We start from the raw sequence: 24,012 nt of genomic DNA, 5'->3' as shown, positions 1-24,012 counted from the left end.
TCGGGGGGCCCGCCCCCCCCACCGGGCCCCCCCATCCCGCCCCCCCCCGGGGCGCGCCCTCGGTTCGCCGCCGGGGGGCACCCTACGCCCCCGCCCCCGCTAGACCAGCTCGCCGACCGGCGCCACCACCACGCCCTGCTTGCCGCACACCCAGTGCGGCTCCGGCCCCAACTCGGGCTCCACGCCCAGAGCGTGCGGGTCCCCGTCGGCCGCGCAGGCGGTGCACAGCGGCCACCGGCCGTACGCCTCCAGCAGCGCGTCCTGGACGTCCTGGGCGACCAGCCCGAGCACGTACTCGGTGCCGTCCGGCCACTGCTCCAGCCACCAGCGCCGGTGGGTGACGGCCTGCTCGACCAGCGAGACGACGGCGGCGTCCGCCACGTCCCGCGCGGTGAGGTCGGCCAGGATCAGTGCCCGCGCGCTGTGCAGGGCGGTCTCGATGTCGTCGGAAGCCATCCGTCCATCCTCTCGCGAAACCCCCGCGGCCCGGAAACGCCGCGTGGGCGGCCCCCCGAAGGGAGCCGCCCACACGGACGAGGAGTCAACCGACCCGATCGGAGCGATCAGGATCAGAAGTCCATGTCACCGCCCGGCATGCCGCCGCCGGCGGCCGCGGCGGCCTTCTCCGGCTTGTCGGCGATGACGGCCTCGGTGGTGAGGAACAGCGCCGCGATGGAGGCGGCGTTCTGCAGGGCGGAGCGGGTGACCTTGGCCGGGTCGATGATGCCCTCGGCGACCAGGTCGACGTACTCGTTGGTGGCGGCGTTCAGGCCGTGACCGGCGGGGAGGTTGCGAACCTTCTCCACCACGACGCCACCCTCCAGGCCGGCGTTGGTCGCGATCTGCTTGATCGGGGCCTCCAGCGCGACCTTGACGATGTTGGCACCGGTGGCCTCGTCGCCGTCCAGCTCCAGCTTGTCGAAGGCGACACCGGCCTGCAGCAGGGCGACGCCACCACCGGCGACGATGCCCTCCTCGACGGCGGCCTTGGCGTTGCGGACGGCGTCCTCGATGCGGTGCTTGCGCTCCTTGAGCTCCACCTCGGTGGCCGCGCCGGCCTTGATGACGGCCACGCCGCCGGCCAGCTTGGCGAGGCGCTCCTGGAGCTTCTCGCGGTCGTAGTCCGAGTCGCTGTTCTCGATCTCGGCGCGGATCTGGTTCACGCGGCCCGCGACCTGCTCGCTGTCGCCGCCACCGTCGACGATGGTGGTCTCGTCCTTGGTGATGACCACCTTGCGGGCGGTGCCCAGCAGGTCGATGCCGGCGTTCTCCAGCTTGAGGCCGACCTCCTCGGAGATGACCGTGCCACCGGTGAGGATGGCGATGTCGCCGAGCATGGCCTTGCGGCGGTCGCCGAAGCCCGGGGCCTTGACGGCGACGGACTTGAAGGTGCCGCGGATCTTGTTCACGACCAGGGTCGACAGGGCCTCGCCCTCGACGTCCTCGGCGATGATGACGAGCGGCTTGCCGCTCTGCATGACCTTCTCCAGCAGCGGGAGCAGGTCCTTGACCGAGCCGATCTTGGAGTTGGCGATGAGGATGTACGGGTCCTCGAAGGTCGCCTCCATGCGCTCCAGGTCGGTGGCGAAGTAGGCGGAGATGTAGCCCTTGTCGAAGCGCATGCCCTCGGTGAGCTCAAGCTCCAGGCCGAAGGTGTTGCTCTCCTCGACGGTGATGACGCCTTCCTTGCCGACCTTGTCCATGGCCTCGGCGATCAGCTCGCCGATCTGGGTGTCGGCGGCGGAGATGGAGGCGGTGGAGGCGATCTGCTCCTTGGTCTCCACGTCCTTGGCCTGGGCCAGCAGCTGGTCCGAGACGGCGGCGACGGCCTTCTCGATGCCGCGCTTCAGGGCCATCGGGTTGGCGCCGGCGGCGACGTTGCGCAGACCCTCGCGAACCAGGGCCTGGGCGAGCACGGTGGCGGTGGTGGTGCCGTCACCCGCGACGTCGTCCGTCTTCTTGGCGACCTCCTTGACGAGCTCCGCGCCGATCTTCTCGTACGGGTCCTCGAGCTCGATCTCCTTGGCGATGGAGACACCGTCGTTGGTGATCGTGGGGGCGCCCCACTTCTTCTCCAGCACGACGTTGCGACCCTTGGGGCCGAGCGTGACCTTCACTGCGTCGGCGAGCTGGTTCATGCCACGCTCAAGGCCGCGGCGAGCTTCCTCATCAAAGGCGATGATCTTGGCCATCAGAAGTGGTCCTCCGGGACACGGTCGACTGCTCGGACCAAGGGGTGCCCGCGACGGACGGCCCTGGTGCGCGGAGGTCCATTCCCCTGCCGCTCCCCGGAGCCTCACCGACCCGGTCCGCTGTCACTCTCACACTGTGAGTGCTAACGCCAATGATTAGCACTCCGGGTGGTCGAGTGCAAGCCCAATCGGCAACCCGCGAGCCGTCGTCCGGGCCCGCACCGACTCCCGTGCGAACCCGCGGGGGAACGCGAACGGGCCCGTACGACGCGTGTCGTACGGGCCCGTCGAGAAACGAGTGGTCACCAGCCGAGGGCCGGGCCGAGCTCCTGGATTCGGAAGGGGTCAGACCGCCGCGCGGACCATGTCCGCCTGCGGGCCCTTCTGTCCCTGGGAGATCTCGAACTCGACCCGCTGGCCCTCCTCGAGGGTGCGGTAGCCGTCCATCTGGATCGCGCTGTAGTGGACGAAGACGTCCGCACCACCGTCGACCGCGATGAAGCCGTAGCCCTTCTCCGCGTTGAACCACTTGACGGTGCCCTGAGCCATTCCGAACTCCCCTAGTGCTGTGCTGGCCCTTCACGGTCCCGCAGGTCGCGGGCCCGGGTCTGGTTTGGAGGCCGGCCCGGGGAACCCCCCCTGAGCGCAGCCGTGCACGCCGCAATCCTCCGCACGGGAACCCCGGACGGCTTCCGTGAGCGGGTGATTACGTCGACCGCCGCTGAATGTATCCGGATCGACGCCCTCTGCAACAGGGTCAACCGCCGGGAATTCCGCAGCCCCGTCAAGTGACAACACCGAACAAATCGGGAGGAACTCGGCATTCCGCGCCGGACATAGCGGACGAATTACCCAAATGCCCGCAGGAATTCTGACATCTGCCTGACATGTTTGACGGGCCGGTCCCAGCGTCCGGACACCCTCGGGCGAAGCGCCCCGCGAGCCGGGAGGGGACGCCCTTTTCCCAGCCGAGCCACACTCTACTCCGACTGGACCCGGAATATTCCCGCCGAAATGCAAGCGGCCGCCCGCGCGTACGGAGAGTGGAATTCCGTACGCACGGGCGGCCGCGGAGCGGGCCGGAACGGGCCGGGAACGGCTCAGCAGCCGCCGGCCACCGCCGGGATGATCGAAATGCTCGCGCCGTCCTTGATCTCGGTCGCCAGGCCCTCGTCGAACCGCACGTCGTCGTCGTTCACGTACACGTTCACGAAGCGGCGCAGCTTGCCGGTGTCGTCCAGGATGCGGGCGGAGATGCCCGCGTGGTTCTGCTCCAGGTCGGCGATGACCTCGGCCAGGGTGGCGCCCTCGGCGGTCACCTCGGCGGCGCCGCCGGTGTAGGTGCGCAGGATGGTGGGGATGCGGACGTTGGCGCTCATGGCTCTCCTAGCGGGAGTGGGGTGGTTCAGGCGGACGCGAGGCCGGCGGCGCGGAAGGAGTCCAGCGTCGGGCGGATCACGGTGGTCATCCCGGCCTCGGAGACGGCGTCCAGCGTCTTCAGGCCGTCGCCGGTGTTGATCGCGACGGTTTCCTTGGCCGGGTCCAGCTGCCCGGTCTCGACCAGCTTCTTCAGCACGCCGACCGTCACCCCGCCCGCGGTCTCGGCGAAGATGCCCTCGGTCCGGGCCAGCAGCCGGATCGCCGCCACGACCTCCGCGTCCGTGACGTCCTCGACCGCCCCGCCCGTCCGGCGGGCGATGTCCAGCACGTACGGGCCGTCCGCCGGGTTGCCGATCGCCAGCGACTTGGCGATGGTGTCCGGCTTCACCGGCCTGATCACGTCCCGGCCGGCCTTGAACGCGGCCGACACCGGCGAGCAGCCCTCCGCCTGGGCGCCGAAGATCCGGTACGGCCGGTCCTCCACCAGGCCCAGCTCGACCAGCTCCTGCAGTCCCTTGTCGATCTTCGTCAGCTGCGAGCCCGAGGCGATCGGGACGACGATCTGCTCCGGCAGCCGCCAGCCCAGCTGCTCGCAGATCTCGTACGCCAGCGTCTTGGAGCCCTCGCCGTAGTACGGCCGCAGGTTGACGTTGACGAAGCCCCAGCCCTCGCCGGCCGGGTCCCCGATCAGCTCCGAGCAGAAGCGGTTCACGTCGTCGTAGCTGCCGTCGATGCCGACCAGCTCACCGCCGTACACCCCGGCCATCACGACCTTGCCCTGCTCCAGGTCGTGCGGGATGAAGACGCACGAGCGGAACCCGGCCCGGGCCGCGGCCGCGCCCACCGCGCCGGCCAGGTTGCCGGTCGAGGAGCAGGACAGCGTGGTGTACCCGAACGCCCGGGCCGCCTCGATCGCGCAGGCCACCACCCGGTCCTTGAACGAGTGGGTCGGATTGCCGGAGTCGTCCTTCACGTGCAGCTGCGCGGTGAACCCGAGCTCCCGCCCCAGGTTGTCCGCCTTCACCAGCGGGGTCCAGCCGGGGTTCAGGTTGGGCTTCGAGGCCACGTCGGCCGGAACCGGCAGCAGCGGCGCGTAGCGCCAGATGGACGCGGGGCCGGACTCGATCCGCTTGCGCAGCTCCTCGGCGCCCTCACCGCCGAACTCGTAGGCGATCTCCAGCGGCCCGAAGCACTCCAGGCAGGCGAAGCTGGGGCCGAGCGGAAAGCGGGTGCCGCACTCCCGACAGGACAGCGCGGCGGCGGGGCCGAGGTCGACGGAAAAGGGTGCGGCGGTGTCGATAGCCATGATGGCGGAGGCCTCTCTCCTCATCTTCCCCGTGGCGCGGTCGCACCACGGGCCGGAATTGGCACCTGTCCCGCCGGGGCCTGTCGACGACAGCCGAGCGAGAAGGTTGCCGGGACGTCAACGGGCCGTTCCCTCAGTCCCTCTGGATGAGCATGTGAAGTTATGGTTCAGCGGCGACCCCGGCGTGCAAAGGTCCATCCGCTGTACGAAGACTGTATCCGAAGGCGTCCGCCCCGAAAGGGACCGTCCGCCAAGCGAGATGGCCCGTTCCACCCAGCCCGCCGAGGAGAGTCACCGTGCCCGCCGAACCGACCCCCGCACTCCTCCCGCAGGCGGCGTCCTGGCTCCGCCGCCGCTCGTGGAGCGCGGCCGACCGGCCGGTGCACACCCTGCTGGACGCCAAGCGGCGCACCGGCCGCACCGTCAGCGTCGTCCTCCCCGCGCTCGACGAGGAGGCCACCGTCGGCGACATCGTCCGCACCATCCGCCGCGAGCTGATCGAGCGGATCCCCCTCGTCGACGAACTCGTCGTGGTCGACTCCGGCTCCACCGACGACACCGCCGCCGTCGCCGCCGCGGCCGGCGCCCGGGTGGAGCACCGCGACGCGATCCTCCCCCGGCTGCCCGCCGTCCCCGGCAAGGGCGAGGTGCTCTGGCGCTCCCTGCTGGTCACCCGCGGCGACATCGTCTGCTTCGTCGACGCCGACCTGCGCGAGTTCGACCCGGCCTTCGTCTCCGGCATCATCGGCCCGCTGCTGACCGACGAGGAGATCCAACTGGTCAAGGCCATGTACGACCGCCCCCTGGAGACCGAGTCCGGCGCGATCGTCCCGGCGGGAGGCGGCCGGGTCACCGAACTCGTCGCCCGCCCCCTGCTCAACCTCCACTGGCCGGAACTCGCCGGTTTCGTCCAGCCGCTCGGCGGCGAGTACGCGGCCCGCCGCTCACTGCTCGAACGGCTGCCCTTCCCCACCGGCTACGGCGTCGAACTCGGCCTGCTGGTCGACGCGTTGGACCTGGCCGGACTGGACGCCCTGGCCCAGGTCGACGTCGGCGTCCGGCACCACCGCCACCAGGACGGCCAGGCTCTCGGCCGGATGGCCGCCACCATCTACCGCACCGCCCTGGAACGCCTCGACCGCACCCACCGCCTCAAGGCCTCCGCCGACCTCGTCCACCCCCACCTCACCCAGTTCACCCGCGACCCGGAAACCCGCTCCTTCGCCGCCCACACCCACCCCGTGACGGCCCTGGAGCGCCCCCCGATGCGCACCGTCCCCGAATACGCGAAGCGCCGCACCGACGGGTGACGGACCCGAGCAGTGCGGCTGCTGCGGTTTCGCCGGTTGCCCCGGCGGTTGGTTTGCGATGTCCGCCAACCGGCAACATCCCCACCGTGACTCCTCCGCCTCGCGACGACAACGCAGTCCTCGCCGAGGAGGCTTCCCCCTCGGCCCCTGCGGATCCTCACGACGGCCAAGCCCTGAACGCTGCGTCCTGCAGGTCTCCGACTGTACGGCTGCGCCGCCCTCCGCTCCGCCGTACGCTCGAATTCCGCCCTAACGGGTGAACGGGCAGACCCAAAAAGAGGACTCATGGCCGATTCATCGACCGAATGTTCGAGTGCGACCGGCACCGCCCCCGTCCTGGTGGCCTCCAACCGGGGACCGGTGTCGTTCAGCACCGCCGCCGACGGCACGCTGACCCTGCGCCGGGGCGGCGGGGGGCTGGTCTCCGGCCTCTCCGCGATCGCCGACCCCCACGCCGTCTGGGTCTGCGCCGCCCTCGGCGACGCCGACCGCCGAGCCGCGGGAGAAGCCCCCGACGGCCGCCTCGACCTCGCCGGGCACGACGTCGGCGGCCAGGCCGTACGGATGCTGGGCATCGACCCGCAGACCTTCGCCCGCGCCTACAACGGCGTCGCCAACTCCACCCTGTGGTTCGTCCACCACCTGCTCTACGCGACCCCCACCGCGCCCTCCTTCGACGCCGACTTCCGCACCGAATGGGCCGCCTACCAGGCGTACAACGGCGCCTTCGCGGACGCCCTGGCCGCCGAAGCCGCCCCGAACGCCGCGGTCCTGGTCCAGGACTACCACCTCTCCCTGACCCCGGCCCTGCTCCGCGCGGCCCGCCCCGACCTGCGGATCGGCCACTTCTCCCACACCCCCTGGGCCCCGCCCGAGTACTACCGGCTGCTCCCCGACGACGTCGGGCGCGCCGTCCTCACCGGCATCCTCGGCGCCGACCGGGCCGGCTTCCTCACCGAACGCTGGGCCCGCTCCTTCGCCGCCTGCTGCGAGGACCTCCTCGGGGCCACCGTCGACCACGAGCAGCTCACCGTCACCCACGAGGGCCGCACCACGCACCTCGGCGTCCACGCCCTCGGTGCCGACGCCGACTTCCTCCGCGAGCGCGCCCACCGCCCCGACGTCGACGAACGCCTCGCGGCCCTGCGCACCGCCGTGGGCGACCGCCGCACCATCGTCCGGGTCGACCGCACCGAACTGAGCAAGAACATCGTCCGCGGCCTCCAGGCCTACCGGCACCTGCTCCGCACCCGCCCCGAATGGCACGACCGGGTGGTGCACATCGCCTTCGCCTACCCCTCCCGCACCGACCTCGCCGAGTACCGCGACTACACCGCCGCGGTCCGGCGCCTCGCCGACGAGATCAACGACGAGTTCGCCACCCCCACCTGGCAACCCCTGGTCCTGCACGTCAACGACGACTTCCCGCGTTCCCTGGCCGCCTACCGCCTCGCCGACGTGGCACTCGTCAACCCGATCCGGGACGGCATGAACCTGGTCGCCAAGGAGGTCCCCGTGGTCTCCGACCACGGCTGCGCCCTGGTGCTCTCCCGCGAGGCCGGCGCCCACGCCGAGCTGGGGAACGACGCCCTCACCGTCAACCCCTACGACGTCATCGCCACCGCCGAAGCCCTGCACGCCGGACTCGCCATGAGCCCGGAGGAACGCGCCGACCGCACCAAGCGCCTCGCCGCCGCGGCCACCGCGCTCCCCCCGCAGCAGTGGTTCCTCGACCAGCTCAACGCCCTCTGACCGCCTCCCCCAGGGCACTCAGCAGCTCCACCACACCCTCGGGCCCGTCGACCACCAGATCCGCCCGGTCGGCCAGCTCGCGCACCGGCGCGTCCCCCACCGCGCCGGCACACACCAGCAGCCCGGCCAGCCCCTGCCCGCGCAGCTTCTCCACCGCGGCGAAGGCCGCGACATCCCCCAGGTCGTCCCCCGCGTACAGCACCGACCGCGCCCCGCGCTCCCGCAGGAACCCGGTCAGCGCCGCCCCCTTGTCCACCCCCGGCGGCCGCAGCTCCAGCACCAGCCGCCCCGGCTCCACCACCAACCCGTACTCGGCGGCCAACTCCCCCACCGGAGCCCGCAACAGCTCCAACGCCTCCTCCGGCGCCCCCGTCCGCCGGGTGTGCACCGCCACCGAGCGCCCCTTGTCCTCCACCCACGTCCCCTCGGGCGCCCCCACCCGCGCCAACACCCCCGGCAACGCCACCCGCACCCCCGCCACCCCCGGATGCACCTCCGGCGCCGTCACCACGCCCCCTTCCCACCGCTCGGCCCCGTAGTGCCCCAACACCACCAGCCCCGGCACCCCCGCGAACCCCCCGAACTCCGCCGCCACCTCCGCAGGCCGCCCGGTCACCACCACCACGGCCCCCACCACGGCCGACAACCCCCGCAACGCCCCCACCACCCCCGGATGCGCCCGCGCCGCCCCCGGATCCGCCACGATCGGCGCCAAAGTCCCATCGAAGTCGAGCGCGACCACCGCCTCCCCCGGCCCCGCCAGAATCGCCCTCAACCCATCCCGCCCGGCATCAGTGGCCGGCACGAACATCTCCTGAAAACCCATACCACCCCCCATACCCCCATCCCCGGCCCACCCACGCGGTCGGCGCCCCCGCCTCCTCCCGCGCGCCCACCACCCACCTCCCCACCCCCACTCCTCGTCAACGAGCCGCCCGCCGCCCCTCCCGGACCCGCCGCAACCGATTCACCAACACCGGAGCGAAGGCCAAAGCCTCCTCCCGGTCCAACAACCCGTTCAGCACCTGGTAGTACCGAGTGGAGGAGAGCCCCAACTCCTCCCGGATCGCCCGCTCCTTGGCCCCCGCCGTCCGCCACTGCCGCCCCTCCAGCGCCAGCACCGCCCGGTCCCGCTCACTCAGCTCACCCACCGAAAACACCTCCGCGCATCCCCCACGGACCTACGGAGTGTCATTCTCCCGCCGAACCCCGACACACTCTGCGCCCCGCACACCCGCCCCCGCCGCACTACGGTCGCCCTCATGACGAGCTTCGCCCTGAACATCCCCGCCGCCGACCTCACCCCCGAACCCCTCGACCCGTCCCAGGTCGTCTCCGGCACGCCCGAGGTGACCGGGAAGGTCCTCTCCGAGTCCCCCGACGGCCGCCAGCTCCGCGGCATCTGGCAGATCACCCCGGGCGTGGTCACCGACGTCGAGGCGGACGAGATGTTCGTGGTGCTCAGCGGCCGGGCCACCATCGAGGTCGAAGGCGGCCCGACCCTGACCGTCGGCCCCGGCGACTGCGCCGTCCTGCGCGAGGGCGACCGCACCACCTGGACGGTCCACGAGACCCTCCGCAAGGCCTACGCGATCACCCTCCCCTGACCGAAACCGGACCGGCCGAAACCGGCCGAAACCGGTCCGGGTCCGCTACTGCTTCCGGACCCGGGCCGCCTCCTTCACCGCCGCGTCCTGCAGCCCGTCGAGCACCTGCTTCGGATCCCCGGTCACCGCCTGCGCGATCCCCGCCTTGATCCGGTTGCTGACCTCGCCCCAGGCCGGGTCCCCGAACGGGTAGAAGCTCGCGTTGGACAGCCCGACCGCGAACTGCTTGAGGTCCGCGTGCTTGGGGTCCGAGGACATCTGGCTGAAGGCGTCCTGGGTGACCGGCAGCAGGTTGTACTGCTCGTCGAACTTCAGCTGGTAGTCCTTGGTGTACACGAAGGACAGGAACTTCTTGATCTCGTTCCTGTGCCCGTTGGCCTTGAACGCCATCATCCAGTCCGCGACCCCGAGGCTCCCGGTCCGCCCGACGCCGTCCTTCTTCGGGATCGACGCCGTCCCGAACTCGATGTTCCTGGCGGACGCCATCCGCAGCAGCGTGGGGTGCCCGTTGAGCATCGCGACCTTCCCGGCCGCGAAGTCCTGGAACACCGGCGTGCGGTTCATCTTGCCGGGGTCCGGGTACGTCAGCCCGGTGCTCACCAGGTTGTTCTTCAGCCAGCTGAACGTCGCCTGGTTCTGGTCGCTGTCGATGGTGTAGTTGCCGACGTCGTCGGACAGGCTCCCGCCGCCGCTCAGCGTCCACAGCATCGACTCTGCCGGCGCCTCCTCGGGCCCGAGCGGCAGCCCGTAGGGGGTGACCCCCGGCACCTTGGCCTTGATCTTCTCGGCCGCCGCGCGGAGCTCGTTCCAGGTGGTCGGCGGCTGGGTGATCCCCGCCTGCCGGAAGACCGCCTTGTTGTAGAAGAGGACCCGCGAGGACGACACGAACGGGATTCCGTACTGGGTGCCCAGCACCTGCCCGGCGTGCGAGAAGTTGTCCATGAACTTGGCCTGGGCGTCCATGGAGAGCACGTCGGCGGCCGGGTACAGCCGGTCCGCCGCGACCTGGTCCGCGAACCCGCCGGTCTGCAGCAGGTCCGGCGCCTTCCCGGCCGCGATCATGTCGTCGACCTTCCTGCCGATGTCGGTCCAGCTGTCCACCTCGACCTGGACCTTGATGCCGGGGTTGGCCGCCTCGAAGGCCTTGGAGACCTCGTCCCAGTAGTGCTTGGAACTGGTCTCGGCGTTCTCCCCGTAGTCCGCGGCGACCAGTTTGAGCGTGACCGGCCCGTTGCCCTGCCCGCTGCACGCGCTGACCGCGGTGAGCACCAGTGCTCCGGCCAGCGCCGTTCCGAGCACACGGATGGAAACGTGGGCGCGCCTGTCCAACGCGGGTACCGCCTTCGGGGGAAATACGGCCGGATGAGGGAAATCCGGCAGGGGGGAGCACAAGACTGCCAAATCGTTCGTCCACTGGTCCACACCACTCGGCCGATCCCGCCGAGTAGTTACCGAAGTGCCCCGTTCCGTTGCACGATGCGCAACAAAGGGTGAACGGAAGCCCTCGCGCGCACCCTGGCGCAGGCCCGCACACCCCCCGCGGCAGAGACAAAGCTCACCCAGTATGGACCAGACCAATCCGGCAACTGGACTAGACCTCTTCTACCCGACCAAGGGAAACTGTCCTCCGTGAAGCACGTCATCGCACTCGATGTAGGCGGCACCGGCATGAAGGCCGCGCTGCTCGCCCAGGACGGCTCCGTGCTGTTCGAAGCACGCCGGCCGACCGGGCGGGAGCACGGCACCGACGCCGTCGTCACCACCATCCTCGACTTCGCCGCCGACCTGGCCGACGAGGGCCGCGCCCGCTTCGGCGTCGCTCCGGCGGCGGCCGGCGTGGCCGTCCCCGGCACGATCGACGAGAGGAACGGGATCGCGATCTTCTCCGCCAACCTCGGCTGGCGAGACCTCCCGATGCGCAAGCTGCTCGGCGAGCGTCTGGCCGCCCCCGGCGGCCCCGCGATGCCGGTGGCGCTCGGCCACGACGTGCGGTCGGGCGGCCTGGCCGAGGGCCGGCTCGGGGCCGGCCGGGGCGTCGACCGCTTCCTGTTCATCGCCCTGGGCACCGGCATCGCCGGCGCCATCGGCATCGACGGCCGGATCGAGGCCGGCGCCCACGGCTACGGCGGCGAGATCGGCCACGTCGTGGTCCGCCCGGGTGGCCCGCAGTGCGGCTGCGGAGCCCGCGGCTGCCTGGAGACGCTGGCCTCGGCCTCCGCCGTCTCCCGCGCCTGGGCCGCGGCCAGCGGCGACCCCGATGCCGACGCGGCATCCTGCGCCGCCGCGGTGGACGCCGGGGACGGCCGCGCCCGGGCGGTCTGGCAGGAGGCGGTCGAGGCCCTGGCGGACGGCATCGTGCTCGCCCAGAGCCTGCTCGACCCGGCCACGGTGATCGTCGGCGGCGGGCTGGCCGAGGCCGGTGACACGCTCTTCACCCCGCTGCGCACGGCGGTCACCGAGCGCCTGACCTTCCAGATGCCCCCGAAGGTCGTACCAGCCATGCTCAAAGACACCGCCGCGTCCCTGGGAGCGGGTCTGCTCGCCTGGGACCTGCTCTCGTTGGAGGTGACCGCGTGACCACCGCGGACCGTGACCGTACTGCCCTGTCCGGCGCCCGCCTGGTCCTGCCCGGCGGCGTCGTCGAAGGAGGCCGCCTCGCCGTCCGGGGCCCGCGGATCGCCGCCATCACGAGCGGGGGCACCGAGCCGGGCGACCTCGACCTGACCGGCCACACCGTCGTGCCCGGCTTCGTCGACCTGCACGTCCACGGCGGCGGCGGCGCCTCCTACGCCTCCGGCATCGCCGAGGAGGCCCTCCTCGCCGCCCGCGCCCACCTCGAACACGGCACCACCACCACGATGGCCTCCACCGTCACCGGCGAGATCGACGACGTCGCCCGCCAGGCCGCCGTGCTCTCCGAACTCGTCGAGGACGGCATCCTCGCCGGCATCCACTTCGAGGGCCCCTTCATCTCCCACAACCGCTGCGGCGCCCACCGCCCCGACCTGCTGCGCGACCCCGACCCCGCCCTCGTCCGCAAGCTCGTCGACACTGCCCGCGGCCACGCCCGGATGGTCACCCTCGCCCCCGAACTCCCCGGCGGCCTCGACTCGGTGCGCATGCTCGCCGACCTCGGCGTCATCGCCGCCGTCGGCCACACCGACTCCGACTACCCCACCACCCTCGAAGCCATCGACGCCGGCGCCACCGTCGCCACCCACCTCTTCAACGCCATGCCCGGCATCGCCCACCGCGCCCCCGGTCCCATCGTCGCCCTCCTGGAGGACGAACGCGTCACCGTCGAACTCATCAACGACGGCGTCCACCTCCACCCCTCCGTCCTCGACCTCGCCTACGGCACCGCCGGCCCCGGCCGCGTCGCCCTGATCACCGACGCCATGGGCGCCGCCGGCATGGGCGACGGCCTCTACCCCCTCGGCCCCCTCCAGGTCAGGGTCGAGGACGGGGTGGCCCGGCTGGTCGAGGGCGGCGCGATCGCCGGCTCCACCCTCACCCTGGACGTGGCCTTCAAGCGCTCTGTCACCGTCAACGGCCTGACCCTCGAACAGGCCGTCGAGTCGCTCTGCGCGACCCCGGCCCGCCTGCTCGGCCTCGCCGACTCGATCGGCTCCCTGGAGACCGGCAAGCTCGCCGACCTGGTCGTGGTCGACTCCACCGGCTACGACCTGGTCGCCGTCATGCGCCAGGGCCGCTGGGTCCTCGGCGGCGACAGGTTCCCCACCGTCAAGTCCGCCTGAACCGCGAGGACCGAGCGACCGAACGGCGTGAACGGCCGCCCTCCCCCACAGGGGAGGGCGGCCGTTCACGCCGGCGGCGCCGGCGTCAGCTGCTCGGCTCGACCGTGATCTGGTCGATCAGGACCGGGCCGGAGGGCACCGTGAAGGTGACCGAGTTCGCCCCGGCCTGGAACTGCGGGAGTATCCAGGTGGTGTACCAGGACGACGCCGGGTCCTTGCCGGGCGAGTAGTTCTTGTACGTCAGCCCGCTCGGCCAGTCCTTGCCGTTGACCGCGGCCACGCCCTTCACGTCCGCCCCGGCGTTGTTGTAGTGCACGGTGAGCTTGTACGTCCCGGCCGTGGCGATCTGGCCGCTCCACGTCACCGAACCGCCCTGCTGGAGCGTCAGGTAACTGCCGTCGGCGGACTTGGCGCCCTTGACGCTGTTGCCCGACGGCGCGTTCTGGCCCTGCAGCTGGCCGGCGTCCACGGTCGACGGCCCTTCGGTGGCGGTGGCGCTCGCCGAGGGGGAGGCCGTCCCGCTGGCGGTGCTGCTGGCCGCGGTGGTGGGAGCCGGCGGGGCGGCGGTCATGGTGCCGCCCTTGGCGCCCTTGTCGCCTCCCTGGTCACCGGTGGAGAGCGCGATCCCGGCACCGATCGCTATCGCCGCGACCACGGCGACCGCGCCGATCACCGCGCCCTTGCTCCGACCGCTGCTCTGCCGCTCGTCCCCCGGCTGCGGCCGGGAGTGCTCGGCGTAGCGGGACTGCTGGGCGGGCGCGCCGTACTCGCTGTACTGCGGCGGAACCCCCGGCTGGCCGTAGGGGCCCTGCGGCGGCATCCCCTGCTGCGGCAACCCCTGCTGGCCGTACGGCTGCTGCACCGCACCGGGCTGGCCGTACGGCTGCTGGGAGCGCGGCGGGCCGTACTGCGCCCGCCCGACCTCCATCGGCCGGCTGTACGGCGTCCGGGGAACTCCCTGCTGCGGCTCGGCCGGCTGCCCGGTGGAGCCGTCGGCCGGGCGGTAGAGGTAGCCGAACGGGTCGTCGTCCTGTGGGGCACCGCCCCCCTGGCCCTCGGGCACTCCGTTGTCGCCGGCGGTCGTCACGGTGGTCTGTTCCCCCATCCGGTGCGCGCCGCCGCGCTGCGGGCGGCGCAGATCATGGACGCTGTCGTACCGCGCACCCTACCTGCCGCACCTGACAGCGGGAAAAGACCCCTTGACAACGCGTGGGTAACTGCGCGTCCCCCGATTGGTCGGCGCCCGACCGACCCGTCTGCGCCCGGCGGCCGCCGTCAGCCCGCGCGCCGGTGCGAGCGCTCGCCCCGCGCGCCCCGCACCGCGCCGCCCCGGGCCCGCTTCTCGTCGTACATCCGCTCGTCCGCGGTGTGCAGCACCTCCTCGATGCTCATCCCGCAGCCGGCCCAGCCGATCCCGAGGCTCACCCCGACCCGCATCGCCCGGCCGTCGATCCGCATCGGCGGGATGATCGCGTTGCGCAGCCGGTGGGCGAGGTCCTTGGCCTCCTCGCGGCCGATCCCGTCCGCCAGCACCACGAACTCGTCGCCGCCCAGCCGGGCCACCGTGTCACCGTCCCGGACCGCCCCGCTCAGCCGGCGGGCCACCTCGACCAGCACCGAGTCGCCCGCGTTGTGCCCGAACCGGTCGTTGATCGACTTGAAGCCGTCCAGGTCGCAGAAGAGCACCGCGAGCCCCTTGTCCACCGACGCGGCCGCGCCGGAACGGAACGGCGCGGACCAGGCGTCGCCGCCCGGCCCGTACTCGGCCGGGACCACGGCGTGCACGTGCTCCCCGTAGCCCGCGCCGAGCCCGGGCGGCGGACCGCCCTCGACCGACCCGTATCCGTGCACCGGCCCGGCGTACGGGTCCACGCCCTCCAGTCCCTCGTACGCGGTGTGCGCGCTGTACGAGTCGGCCGGGTAGCCGTAGGGCTGCGGGTAGCCGGCCTCCCCGGACTTGGCGGCGCCGACCGGCTGGGGCTCGGCGCAGAGCCGACGGGCCAGCCGGGCCTTGAGCTCGGCGCCGTTGGGCAGACCGGTCAGCGCGTCGTGGCTGGCCCGGTGGGCGAGCTGGAGTTCGTGGCGCTTGCGGTCCTCGATGTCCTCGACGTGGGTGAGCAGGAAGCTGGGGCCCTCGGCCGCGTCCGCCACGATCGAGTTGCGCAGGCAGACCCACTGGTAGCCGCCGTCCCGCCGGGAGAGCCGCAGTTCGGCCCGGCCGCTCTCGGCGCTGGTGCGTTCCAACAGCGCGCGGTCCTCGGGGTGGACCAGGTCGGCGAAGCTCTGCTGGCGCAGCACCGCGCGGGGGCGGCCGAGCAGTCGGCACAGCGCGTCGTTGACCCTGGTCAGCTGGCCGCGCCCGGCGCCGTGCAGCTCGGTGATGGCCATCCCGCTGGGGGCGTACTCGAAGGCCTGCCGGAAGCTCTCCTCGCTGGCCCGCAGGGCCTGCTGCTCCTTCTCCAGCCGGGCCAGCGCACGCTGCATCTCGGCCCGCAGCCGGGCGTTGCCGATCGCGATGGAGGCCTGCAGCGAGAACATCTCCAGCGCCTCGCGGGTCCACGCCCCGGGCCGCTTCCCGCTGCGCGGGCGGTCCACCGAGAGGACGCCGAGCAGGTCGCCGCCGGCGCTGTACATCGGGGCGAGCAGCCCGTCGGCGGGGTGCCAGTCGTTGGCGTAGACGGGCAGCGGGCCGTCCCCGATCCAGCGCGGGATGTCGCTGGCGACGGCCCAGCCGCGGTCGTACGGCAGGAAGCGCAGGGTGCCCCAGTGGTCGCTGACGCCGAGCAGCCGGTCCCAGGACTCCCGCGATCCGACCTGGCCGAGCAGCACCGAGGGCCCGCCCATCGGACTCTCCTCCAGCTCCCAGACGGCCGCCACCACGAGGTCGCCGTCCGGCCGCACCAGGCTGACCGCGGCGGCGTCGAAGCCGAGTCCGTGCACCGCGCCCTCGACGACGGCCTGCAGCGTGCCCGCCAGGCTGCGGGCAGCGTTGAGGTCCGCCACGACCCGGTGCAAGGTGCGGAGGGTCGCGAGACGGACGTACGGCTCCGACTCGGCTTCCATGCGGGGGCTCCCCGGCTGCTTCGGATAGTTCTTGATTGGTTATCGTCCGATTGCCAGAAGAACTGAATCACAGGGAGCACAACGTTCGGCACGCTCGGTCAGCAATAGGCCACCACTTGTGACTTAAATCACACGACACTAATGCGCCCTTAATCAGTTCATCCGCCCCATAGGGGACATAAAGCGCTATCGGAACATTTCTCGTGGTCGACCGCATCAGCCGCGCACTGAAGCCCGATGCACCCGCCGCTCCACCCGCTTCACTCCTGGGGGTGAGCGCCCCACGACCGGAACGGGCCCTCCCCCGGTGGTCCTACGACCACGGCCCGATGCCGTTTCCGGCGAGCGACGACTACCGTGCGGTACGTGTACCCGTCCCCGCAGCCCGAAGCTGCCCCCCACGCCACGCCCGACGAGTTCCGGGCAGCACTCTCCCAGCTCGCCGCCGGTGTGAGCCTGGTGACCGTCCACGACGAGGAGGACGGCGAGGACGTCGGCATGACCGCCACGTCCTTCCTCTCGGTGTCGCTGGACCCGCCGCTGGTGCTGATCTCGGTCCGCGAGGACTCCCGGATGGACGAGGTGCTCTCCCGGAACGACACCTGGGCGGTCTCGGTGCTCGCCGAGGGGCAGAAGGCGCTCGGCTCCCGCTTCGCCATGAAGGGCCGGCTCAGCGACCGGCTGCTGTTCGCGGACACCCCGCACCGCCGCGGCGCGCACACCGGCGCCCCGCTGGTCGAGGGCGCGCTGGCCACCGTCGAGTGCCGCACCGAACAGCGGATACCCGCGGGCGACCACCTGCTGCTGGTCGGCCGCGTCCTGGAGGCCACCGTCCCCACCCCCGGCGGCCGGCCGCTGCTCTACTTCCGCGGCGGCTACCGCACCCTGGGCTGAGGCCGGGCCCGGTCCACCGGCCGGGCTACTCGCCGCGCGGCGACCGCCGCCCCTGCTTCAGCTCGGAGCGGTGCCGCTTGTTGCTCAGCCGCCGCTCGACCATCCCCCGGCTCGGCCGAGTCGCCCGGCGGGCCTTCGGCGGAGGCGCGCACGCCTCGCTCAGCACCGCCGCCAGCCGGGCCGCGGCCGCCTCCCGGTTGCGCCACTGCGAACGGAACTCCGAGGCCTGGACCACCAGCACCCGGCCGTCCACCAGCCGGTGCGCCAGCCGCTCCAGGGCGCGCGTGCGCCACACGTCGGGCAGCGCCTTCGAGGCGGCCACGTCGTAGCGCAGCTCGACCTTGGAGTCGGAGGTGTTGACGTGCTGGCCGCCGGGGCCGGAGGAACGCGAGAAGCGCCAGACGAGCTCGGCGTCGGGGACGACCACCGACCCCCGTACGCGGATGGGCTCGGACATGGGCCCATCATCCCGCGCGGCCCCCGCCCGGTCACCCGGTTATCCGTGATCCGCCCCGAGCCCCGACAATGGCCTACGTGATCGAGCTCGGCTACTCCCTTTCCAACCGCTTCCCCGACCCCCCGCAGACGGACTACCGCACCGCCCCCGTGCGCTCGCTGCGGTACGACCTGTTCTGCGGCGACGTCTACCTGGACGCCGAGGGCGCCGAGCTCTCCACCCGCTGGGGCTGGGTGCCCGTGCTGGACTTCGCCTGGGCGCTGTGCGACATCGTCGAGCAGCTCGACCGCGACCCGGACGGCTCGCGGGCCGCCCGGGTGCAGACCGCCGACCTCGACTTCACCCAGAACACCGAGCTGCTGCGCTTCGCCCGCCGCTTCAACTGGGTCGAGATCACCGCGACCTGGCTGCGGGACGAGCCGCCCGCCGTGGTCCGGCACAGCGAGCTGCGGCGCGAGGCCCGGGACTTCCTCCAGGACACCCTCGCCGACCTGTTCGACATGCACCCCGACCTGGCCGACAACCCGAACATCTGGACGCTGCAGGGCCGCTTCCCCCGGGTCTGACGCCCGGAACCGAGCACCCCGGCACTCACTTTGCCAGTCCTTTGCCCGGGTTTGACACCTCACGAAGAATTCACGGGATCCACGGAACCAAGCCGCCGGAGTATTGCGTTGTCCCGGGAAAAGCGAACGAAGGGACTGCAATCGCCATGCCAGTGAGCCTCTCCAAGGGTGGCAACGTCTCGCTGACCAAGGAGGCCCCCGGCCTGTCCGCGGTCAGCATCGGGCTGGGCTGGGACGTCCGCACCACGACCGGCGCCGAATTCGACCTCGACGCCAGCGCGATCGTCCTGAACGCGGACGGCAAGGTGCTGTCCAACGCGCACTTCGTGTTCTTCAACAACACCAGCACCCCGGACAACACCGTGGTGCACACCGGTGACAACCGGACCGGCGAGGGCGTCGGCGACGACGAGTCGATCAACGTCAACCTGTCCGGCCTGCCCGCCGAGGCCGCCAAGATCACCTTCCCGGTCACCATCTACGACGGCGTCGCCCGCGGCCAGAACTTCGGCCAGGTCCGCAACGCCTACATCCGCGTGGTGAACGCGGCCGGCGGCGCCGAGATCGCCCGCTACGACCTCTCCGAGGACGCCGCCACCGAGACTGCGATGATCTTCGGCGAGCTCTACCGCAACAACGGCGAGTGGAAGTTCCGCGCCGTCGGCCAGGGCTACGCCTCCGGCCTGGCCGGCATCGCCCAGGACTTCGGCGTCCAGATCTGACGCAGCAGGGCCCGCAACGCCGCGGCGCGGGAAGTCGATCCGTCCGACTTCCCGCGCCGCGGTGTTTCCGTCCGCGGTGCTCAGCGCGAGGCGCGCAGCTCCGGCAGCTCGATCAGCTCGGTCTCGTCCTCGGGCGTCAGGTCGACCACGGCCGGCCCGCCCTGCTCCGCGCCCCCGGAGCCTGCCGACTGCTCGGGCCGGGCCTCGGGGTCGCCGCCCAGGACCTCCCGGGCCTCCTGCGCCTCCCGGGCCCGCTGGGCCTCGGCCTTCGCCTTGGCCGCGACCGCCTCGTCGCCCACCACGTCCGCCAGGTCCGCGCGCTCCCCCAGCTCGGCGACGCTGCCCACCGCCGGTGCCGGAACGGCCGCCCGGACCGCCGCGCCCGTACCGCGGCCGAAGAAGCTGAAGCCCGGTCCACGGGTCTGCGCGGACTGCGCCGGACGCGGCCGCTGCCGCTCCACCGGCGCCGGCACGACGGCCGGAGCGAGCGGCGCCCCGCCGAGCTGACCCACCGTCGCGGTCAGCGCCGGGCGCAGCGGCGCGGGCTGCACCGGCGTCCGGCCGGCCGGGGCCCCGACCGGGGAGGCCTCGGCCGTCGGCGCCTGCGCCGGAGTGGGCACCGAGGGCGCCACCGGAGCCGGCACGGCGACCGGCTTGGGCGCCGACACGGCCGACGGGACGGGCGCGACGGTCGCGGCAGGAGCAGCCGGGGCAGCCGGGGCAGCCGGGGCAGCCGTGACGATCGACGACTCCGTCGCGGGCGTCCGCAGCGCGACCTCCGCTCCCGCCGTACGCTCCCGCAGCGCCTCCTGCTCGGCGGCCCGCCGCTCCAGCAGCCGCAGCACGGACGCGGCGCGGACGAACGCGGCCGGGCTGGCCGGGTACTTGGGGCGGCTCGCGGCGAGCGCCAGCTGGGCCGCCTCGGCCTCCTTGAGCGCCTGTTCGGCCACGGCGACGGCCCGCTCCCGCAGCAGCCGGGCGATCTCGGTCTCGGCCTTGGCCAGCCGCGACTTCTCCGCCGTCAGCCGCCGCCCGAACCGGGTGGCCCGCTCCTCGGCGACCTCGGCCGCGTACTCGGCCTCGGCGAGCTGCTCCTCGAACCGCTCCTCGGCCCGCATCCGCTGCGCGGCGGACATCTCGGCGGCCGCCCGGGCCGCCTTGTCCCGCTGGCGCAGCAGCACGGCGAAGCCGAGGGTGGCGATCAGTGCGGCGATCCCCACCGAGCGCACCAGGATGGTGTCCTGACTGAAAAGCAGAGCGGCCAGTGCGGCGACCAGCAGTACGCCGGCGGCGGTGGGGGGAAAGACCCGGCCGAGGACGGAGGAATGACGGTGGCGTCCGCGAGACATGCCAAGAAACTAGCGTGCGAATTGGGGGCGTGTCAGCCCAGGGTCCCCTTCAGCCCTTGACAGTGCGCAGTTTTTACCGCAAGTGCCCGGCTTTTCACTCAAGATCACGAAAAAAGCCCTGTTCAGCGACGTGCGACGCGATCCGGCACGATCCGGTGCGGTCGGGGCGGCCCGTCAGTGGTGCGAGGCCGCCGGGCCGCTGGGGTCGTCGTGGTTCTCCGGCAGCTTGCACACGTGCTGCACCCAGAGCGCCGCCGCGATCACCGCCGCCCCCGCCAGCACCGCGAGCCCGGCGGTGACCGCCTGGTCCTTGCGGGCCGACACGTCCAGCTCGCCGAGCAGGTAGATCCCGGCCCCCGCGTAGATGCCGGTGACCACCGAGGAGACCAGCGCGCTGGCCTGTCCGAGCACCACCGCCCGGGCCGCCAGCAGCGGGTCGACCCGCTTCGCGCCGGGCTGCCGCTCGCGCACCGCCTTCAGCCGGGACCGCAGCGAGATCGCCGTCGCCAGCAGGATCACCGCCACCGCCGCCAGCACCACCGGCGCCGCGGCGGGCACGGCCGGCAGCGTGTCCAGGGAGGCCCAGAGCTTGGAGCCGGCCCAGGACAGCGCCGTCGTCGCGGCGGTGATGCCGATCAGCAGGCGGAGGCGAAGCAGCTTCACGCGGAGGAGGTCCTTCCCGGGGTCCAGAGCCGACCGCCCGCCCGGTGGCCCGGAACGGCGGCGTCAGGCCACCGTACCGGGACCGGACGGGCGGACATCTACTCGTACGGCCGGGCCCCCCGGCCGAGTTCCCCGACCCGTTCGGCCGACCGGCCGCGCGCCGTCCTTCCCGGCGCCGCTTCCGGCGTCACTCCGGCAGCGTCAGCCGGATGTCGTCGCGCCGCTTCACGCCCTGCGCGTCCGGGCCGCCGAGCGCCGCCAGCAGCGCGGCGACCTGCCCGTGCCCGGGCACCTCGGCCTCCGGCTGGGCATCCAGCCACGGGGCCAGCACGAAGGCCCGCTCGTGCGACCGCGGGTGCGGCAGCAGCAGCTGCGGGTCCTCGCTGACCACGCCCTCGTAGGCCAGGATGTCGACGTCCAGGGTGCGCGCACCCCAGCGGACCTCCCGGACCCGGCCGAAGGCGTCCTCGATCGCGTTGCCGCGCTCCAGCAGGTCCCGCGGGGGCAGCGAGGTGCGCAGCACCACGACCGCGTTGTAGTAGTTGGGCTGTTCCTCCGGGCCGCCGACGGCCTCGGTCTCGTAGACCGCCGAGACGGCCTTGATCTTCAGCCCGGGGGTGTCGGCGAGCGCGTCGACGGCACCCTGGAGGGTGTCCAGCCGGTTGCCCAGGTTGCTCCCGAGCGCGATCACCGCACAACGCTGGCTGTGCAGCGTGGTGTCGGCGGAGTCCACCCGGCTCTCCAGGTCGAACGCGTTCGGCTCGGCGATCGGGTCACTGCTGTTCATCGAAGAAGTCCCTCTGCATCGGAAACCAGGCGCGCGGTGGGGGTCATGCGCGGCCCCGGTGGATGGTCACGGTCACGTCGTCGAACGGCACGGCGATCGGGGCGTCCGGCTTGTGCACGGTGACCTCGACCTCCTCGACCGCGTCGTGCTTGAGGCACTGGTCGGCGATCCGCTGCGCCAGGGTCTCGATCAGGTCGACCGGTTCCCCGGCGATGATCGCGGTGACCTCCTCGGCCACGATGCCGTAGTGCGCGGTGCGGGTGAGGTCGTCTCCGGACGCGGCGGGGCGGGTGTCCAGGTACAGCACGAGATCGACCACGAAGGTCTGGCCCTCGACGCGCTCGCGCTCGAAGACGCCGTGGTGGCCCCGGGCTCGCAGCCCCCGCAGGGTGACGCGGTCCAGCAAACGAATCACTGCTCCCAGTCGGACGGACCCCGCCCGGAGAAAGGCATGGACGGGCAGGGCGAAGGCGGGCAGCACGCCCGCCACTCCGTTTCGAATCTACCCGCGAGCGCGGACAACGCCTGACCGTCCTACCCGGCACGAACCGTCGCCACGCGCGCCGGAATGGCGATTGACGTGAACGTTCGGTGACCACTCGGAAATTCCCCGGCAACCGTCCGGCAGAGGTTTTCCGCAGCCCCGGAATCAGTCCTCGTCGTCCTCGTCGCCGCTGGTCAGAACGGGTGAACCGTGGTGCGACCAGAGCTTCCACCCGGCCGGGGTGCGACGGAACAGATTGCTCGACACGACCTTTCCGCCGACCAGCGGTCCGAGTTCCCCCTCCTCCTCCGCCTCACCGCCGGAGAGGATGTTCTCGGTGCACGTGACAAGGGCCACATCGGCGTGGACCTCGGCCTCGACATCGGTCAGGAAGAACTGGATGTACTCCGTGTTCATCATGATCAGCATGTACGAGCGGGTCACCTGGGCCCGCCCGCGCAGCACCGGCCAGCCGGGGTGCACGCAGACCACGCCGCCCTTGTCGTCGGCGTACTCGGGCCCCAGCCAGGCCTCCTCGACGGCCTCGACGTCCCCCCGCTCAAGCGCTTCGTAGAACGCCCGGTTCGCCGCGAGCACCGCCTCCAGGTCCACCTCCCGGGCCCTTCCGGCCGTCCCGCCGCTCAACCTGCCGTCACCTGTCACAGACCCTCCCTCACCCCAGCCGCGCCGCGCGCTGCCAGGCCGCGACCACGCGGACGGCGTCCGCCGTACCGGACACGTCGTGCACCCGTACCGCCCAGGCTCCGGCCTGGGCCGAGAGCACCGAGACCGCGGCGGTCGCGTCGTCCCGCTCGCGGGCCGGTCGCAGTTCCCCGGTTTCCGGGTCGGCGAGCAGCGTACCCAGGAACCGCTTGCGCGAAGCCGCGACGAGGACGGGACGGCCGAGCGCGGTGAGCGCGTCCAGCCGGCCGAGCAGCGCCCAGTTGTGCTCGGCGGTCTTGGCGAAGCCGAGCCCCGGGTCGAGGACCAGCTGGTCCTCCTTGACCCCGGCGGCCAGCAGCGCCTCCATCCGCCCGGTCAGCTCGGCGACCACGTCCCGTACGACGTCCTGGTAGACGGCCAGCCGGTCCATGTCGGCGGACTGTCCGCGCCAGTGCATGACCACGAAGGGCGCGCCGGTCTCGGCGACGACCCGGGCCATCGCCGGGTCGGCGAGGCCGCCGGAGACGTCGTTGACGATCGCGGCGCCGGCCTCGACGGCCCGCTCGGCGACCGAGGCCCGCATGGTGTCGACGGACACCACCACCCCGGCGGCGGCCAGCTCGCGGACCACCGGCAGCACCCGGCGCAGCTCCTCGTCCTCGGGCACCCGCTGGGTCCCGGGCCGGGTGGACTCGCCGCCCACGTCCACCAGGTCCGCGCCGCGGGCCCGCAGGGCCAGCCCGTGGGCGATCGCCTTGGCGGGGTCGAACCACATCCCGCCGTCCGAGAAGGAGTCGGGCGTGACGTTGACCACGCCCATCACGGCGCAGCGGCCGAGGCGCGGCAGTCCGGCCGGCAACGAGAAGGACGGCGAACCGCTCATGCGCCCGCCCCGCTCCGCTCGGCGAGGGCATCCGCCCACGCGCGCCTTCCGATGGTTCGCTCGCTGCGCTCGCTCATGCCCCCATTATCGAACGGGGCCCCCCCCCGGGGTTGTCGGGGGGGGGCCCCGGGGGGGTGGGGGGGGGGGACGGGGCCGCGCCCCACCCGCGGGGGGGC

General features: G+C 72.5%; 25 protein-coding genes and 1 riboswitch. Of the genes, 8 read left to right on the top strand and 17 right to left on the bottom strand.

What is annotated here, in order from left to right; all coding sequences use genetic code 11:
• Positions 1–99: 99 nt before the first annotated feature.
• From ACFV1W_RS00385 to thrC, 5 genes are all read right to left on the bottom strand, one after another.
• Positions 100–456 carry a hypothetical protein gene (locus tag ACFV1W_RS00385; protein ID WP_380411385.1) on the bottom strand — a complete coding sequence of 119 codons (357 nt, stop codon included), beginning with the start codon at positions 454–456 and terminating at the stop codon, positions 100–102.
• Positions 457–569: 113 nt separating this feature from the next.
• Positions 570–2,192 (bottom strand): chaperonin GroEL, encoded by a 1,623-nt coding sequence (groL, locus tag ACFV1W_RS00380; RefSeq protein ID WP_270144962.1) that lies wholly within the window; start codon positions 2,190–2,192, stop codon positions 570–572.
• A gap of 345 nt (positions 2,193–2,537) precedes the next feature.
• A complete protein-coding gene (locus tag ACFV1W_RS00375; protein ID WP_030289665.1) occupies positions 2,538–2,741 on the bottom strand; it encodes a cold-shock protein in 204 nt (67 codons plus the stop codon).
• A gap of 551 nt (positions 2,742–3,292) precedes the next feature.
• On the bottom strand, positions 3,293–3,571 hold the full coding sequence (locus tag ACFV1W_RS00370; RefSeq protein WP_380411382.1) for a ubiquitin-like small modifier protein 1: 279 nt from the start codon (positions 3,569–3,571) through the stop codon (positions 3,293–3,295).
• Between the two features lie 26 nt (positions 3,572–3,597).
• Positions 3,598–4,878: a threonine synthase gene (gene thrC, locus ACFV1W_RS00365; RefSeq protein ID WP_380411380.1), complete on the bottom strand. Its 1,281-nt coding sequence runs from the start codon at positions 4,876–4,878 to the stop codon at positions 3,598–3,600.
• 17 nt (positions 4,879–4,895) lie between these two features.
• Positions 4,896–5,031, bottom strand: a riboswitch (SAM riboswitch).
• 143 nt (positions 5,032–5,174) lie between these two features.
• Between thrC and ACFV1W_RS00360 the strand changes: the two genes are divergently transcribed.
• Together ACFV1W_RS00360 and ACFV1W_RS00355 are read left to right on the top strand one after the other, a co-directional pair.
• Entirely contained in the window at positions 5,175–6,188 is a 1,014-nt protein-coding gene (locus ACFV1W_RS00360; protein WP_380411379.1) for a glucosyl-3-phosphoglycerate synthase, read from the top strand.
• Positions 6,189–6,473: 285 nt separating this feature from the next.
• Entirely contained in the window at positions 6,474–7,940 is a 1,467-nt protein-coding gene (locus ACFV1W_RS00355) for a trehalose-6-phosphate synthase (protein ID WP_380411376.1), read from the top strand.
• On the opposite strand, the gene otsB is transcribed toward ACFV1W_RS00355, so the two are convergent.
• Together otsB and ACFV1W_RS00345 are read right to left on the bottom strand one after the other, a co-directional pair.
• Positions 7,927–8,751 (bottom strand): trehalose-phosphatase, encoded by an 825-nt coding sequence (otsB, locus tag ACFV1W_RS00350; protein WP_380411868.1) that lies wholly within the window; start codon positions 8,749–8,751, stop codon positions 7,927–7,929. The genes ACFV1W_RS00355 and otsB overlap by 14 nt on opposite strands.
• Positions 8,752–8,863: 112 nt before the next feature.
• Positions 8,864–9,091: a DUF3263 domain-containing protein gene (locus tag ACFV1W_RS00345; RefSeq protein WP_030291202.1), complete on the bottom strand. Its 228-nt coding sequence runs from the start codon at positions 9,089–9,091 to the stop codon at positions 8,864–8,866.
• Between the two features lie 111 nt (positions 9,092–9,202).
• Between ACFV1W_RS00345 and ACFV1W_RS00340 the strand changes: the two genes are divergently transcribed.
• Positions 9,203–9,547 (top strand): cupin domain-containing protein, encoded by a 345-nt coding sequence (locus ACFV1W_RS00340; RefSeq protein WP_380411373.1) that lies wholly within the window; start codon positions 9,203–9,205, stop codon positions 9,545–9,547.
• A 45-nt stretch (positions 9,548–9,592) separates the two neighbouring features.
• Here the strand turns inward: ACFV1W_RS00340 and ACFV1W_RS00335 are convergent, their stop codons facing one another.
• A complete protein-coding gene (locus ACFV1W_RS00335) occupies positions 9,593–10,846 on the bottom strand; it encodes an extracellular solute-binding protein (RefSeq protein ID WP_380411371.1) in 1,254 nt (417 codons plus the stop codon).
• 330 nt (positions 10,847–11,176) lie between these two features.
• Between ACFV1W_RS00335 and ACFV1W_RS00330 the strand changes: the two genes are divergently transcribed.
• Positions 11,177–12,124, top strand: a complete 948-nt coding sequence (locus ACFV1W_RS00330) for an ROK family protein (RefSeq protein ID WP_380411370.1) — start codon at positions 11,177–11,179, stop codon at positions 12,122–12,124.
• Complete coding sequence (nagA, locus tag ACFV1W_RS00325) at positions 12,121–13,305, top strand: N-acetylglucosamine-6-phosphate deacetylase (protein ID WP_380411368.1); 1,185 nt, start codon at positions 12,121–12,123, stop codon at positions 13,303–13,305. Before ACFV1W_RS00330 ends, nagA begins: the two co-directional genes overlap by 4 nt.
• 85 nt (positions 13,306–13,390) lie before the next feature.
• Here the strand turns inward: nagA and ACFV1W_RS00320 are convergent, their stop codons facing one another.
• Entirely contained in the window at positions 13,391–14,392 is a 1,002-nt protein-coding gene (locus ACFV1W_RS00320) for a hypothetical protein (RefSeq protein WP_380411365.1), read from the bottom strand.
• Between the two features lie 188 nt (positions 14,393–14,580).
• The gene (locus ACFV1W_RS00315; protein WP_380411363.1) at positions 14,581–16,368 is read right to left on the bottom strand and encodes a diguanylate cyclase domain-containing protein; all 1,788 of its coding nucleotides are present in this window, start codon (positions 16,366–16,368) and stop codon (positions 14,581–14,583) included.
• A gap of 357 nt (positions 16,369–16,725) precedes the next feature.
• Here ACFV1W_RS00315 and ACFV1W_RS00310 point away from each other — a divergent pair, with 357 nt between their 5' ends.
• On the top strand, positions 16,726–17,262 hold the full coding sequence (locus tag ACFV1W_RS00310) for a flavin reductase family protein (RefSeq protein ID WP_380411361.1): 537 nt from the start codon (positions 16,726–16,728) through the stop codon (positions 17,260–17,262).
• Positions 17,263–17,287: 25 nt separating this feature from the next.
• Here ACFV1W_RS00310 and arfB read toward each other — a convergent pair whose 3' ends face one another.
• Positions 17,288–17,719, bottom strand: coding sequence for an alternative ribosome rescue aminoacyl-tRNA hydrolase ArfB (gene arfB / locus ACFV1W_RS00305; RefSeq protein WP_380411359.1), 432 nt, complete (start codon positions 17,717–17,719; stop codon positions 17,288–17,290).
• A gap of 68 nt (positions 17,720–17,787) precedes the next feature.
• Between arfB and ACFV1W_RS00300 the strand changes: the two genes are divergently transcribed.
• On the top strand, positions 17,788–18,285 hold the full coding sequence (locus ACFV1W_RS00300; RefSeq protein ID WP_380411357.1) for a hypothetical protein: 498 nt from the start codon (positions 17,788–17,790) through the stop codon (positions 18,283–18,285).
• Between the two features lie 146 nt (positions 18,286–18,431).
• Positions 18,432–19,007: a TerD family protein gene (locus ACFV1W_RS00295; protein WP_380411354.1), complete on the top strand. Its 576-nt coding sequence runs from the start codon at positions 18,432–18,434 to the stop codon at positions 19,005–19,007.
• An 80-nt stretch (positions 19,008–19,087) separates the two neighbouring features.
• Here ACFV1W_RS00295 and ACFV1W_RS00290 read toward each other — a convergent pair whose 3' ends face one another.
• The 6 genes from ACFV1W_RS00290 to folP form a co-directional block, all read right to left on the bottom strand.
• Entirely contained in the window at positions 19,088–20,356 is a 1,269-nt protein-coding gene (locus ACFV1W_RS00290; protein WP_380411351.1) for a hypothetical protein, read from the bottom strand.
• A gap of 174 nt (positions 20,357–20,530) precedes the next feature.
• On the bottom strand, positions 20,531–21,019 hold the full coding sequence (locus ACFV1W_RS00285) for a DUF3180 domain-containing protein (RefSeq protein WP_380411349.1): 489 nt from the start codon (positions 21,017–21,019) through the stop codon (positions 20,531–20,533).
• A 187-nt stretch (positions 21,020–21,206) separates the two neighbouring features.
• Positions 21,207–21,806 (bottom strand): 2-amino-4-hydroxy-6-hydroxymethyldihydropteridine diphosphokinase, encoded by a 600-nt coding sequence (gene folK, locus ACFV1W_RS00280; RefSeq protein ID WP_380411347.1) that lies wholly within the window; start codon positions 21,804–21,806, stop codon positions 21,207–21,209.
• Positions 21,807–21,849: 43 nt separating this feature from the next.
• Entirely contained in the window at positions 21,850–22,209 is a 360-nt protein-coding gene (gene folB, locus ACFV1W_RS00275) for a dihydroneopterin aldolase (protein WP_380411865.1), read from the bottom strand.
• 246 nt (positions 22,210–22,455) lie between these two features.
• Entirely contained in the window at positions 22,456–22,953 is a 498-nt protein-coding gene (locus ACFV1W_RS00270) for a nuclear transport factor 2 family protein (RefSeq protein WP_380411344.1), read from the bottom strand.
• Positions 22,954–22,963: 10 nt separating this feature from the next.
• Positions 22,964–23,836 (bottom strand): dihydropteroate synthase, encoded by an 873-nt coding sequence (folP, locus tag ACFV1W_RS00265; protein WP_380411341.1) that lies wholly within the window; start codon positions 23,834–23,836, stop codon positions 22,964–22,966.
• Between the last annotated feature and the right edge of the window lie 176 nt (positions 23,837–24,012).

The organism is Kitasatospora sp. NPDC059648 (genome assembly GCF_042734825.1).
In the GTDB taxonomy this organism is placed as follows: domain Bacteria; phylum Actinomycetota; class Actinomycetes; order Streptomycetales; family Streptomycetaceae; genus Kitasatospora.
The sequence above is the reverse complement of the archived record's forward strand: the minus strand, read 5'-3'. Positions and strand labels throughout refer to the sequence as shown.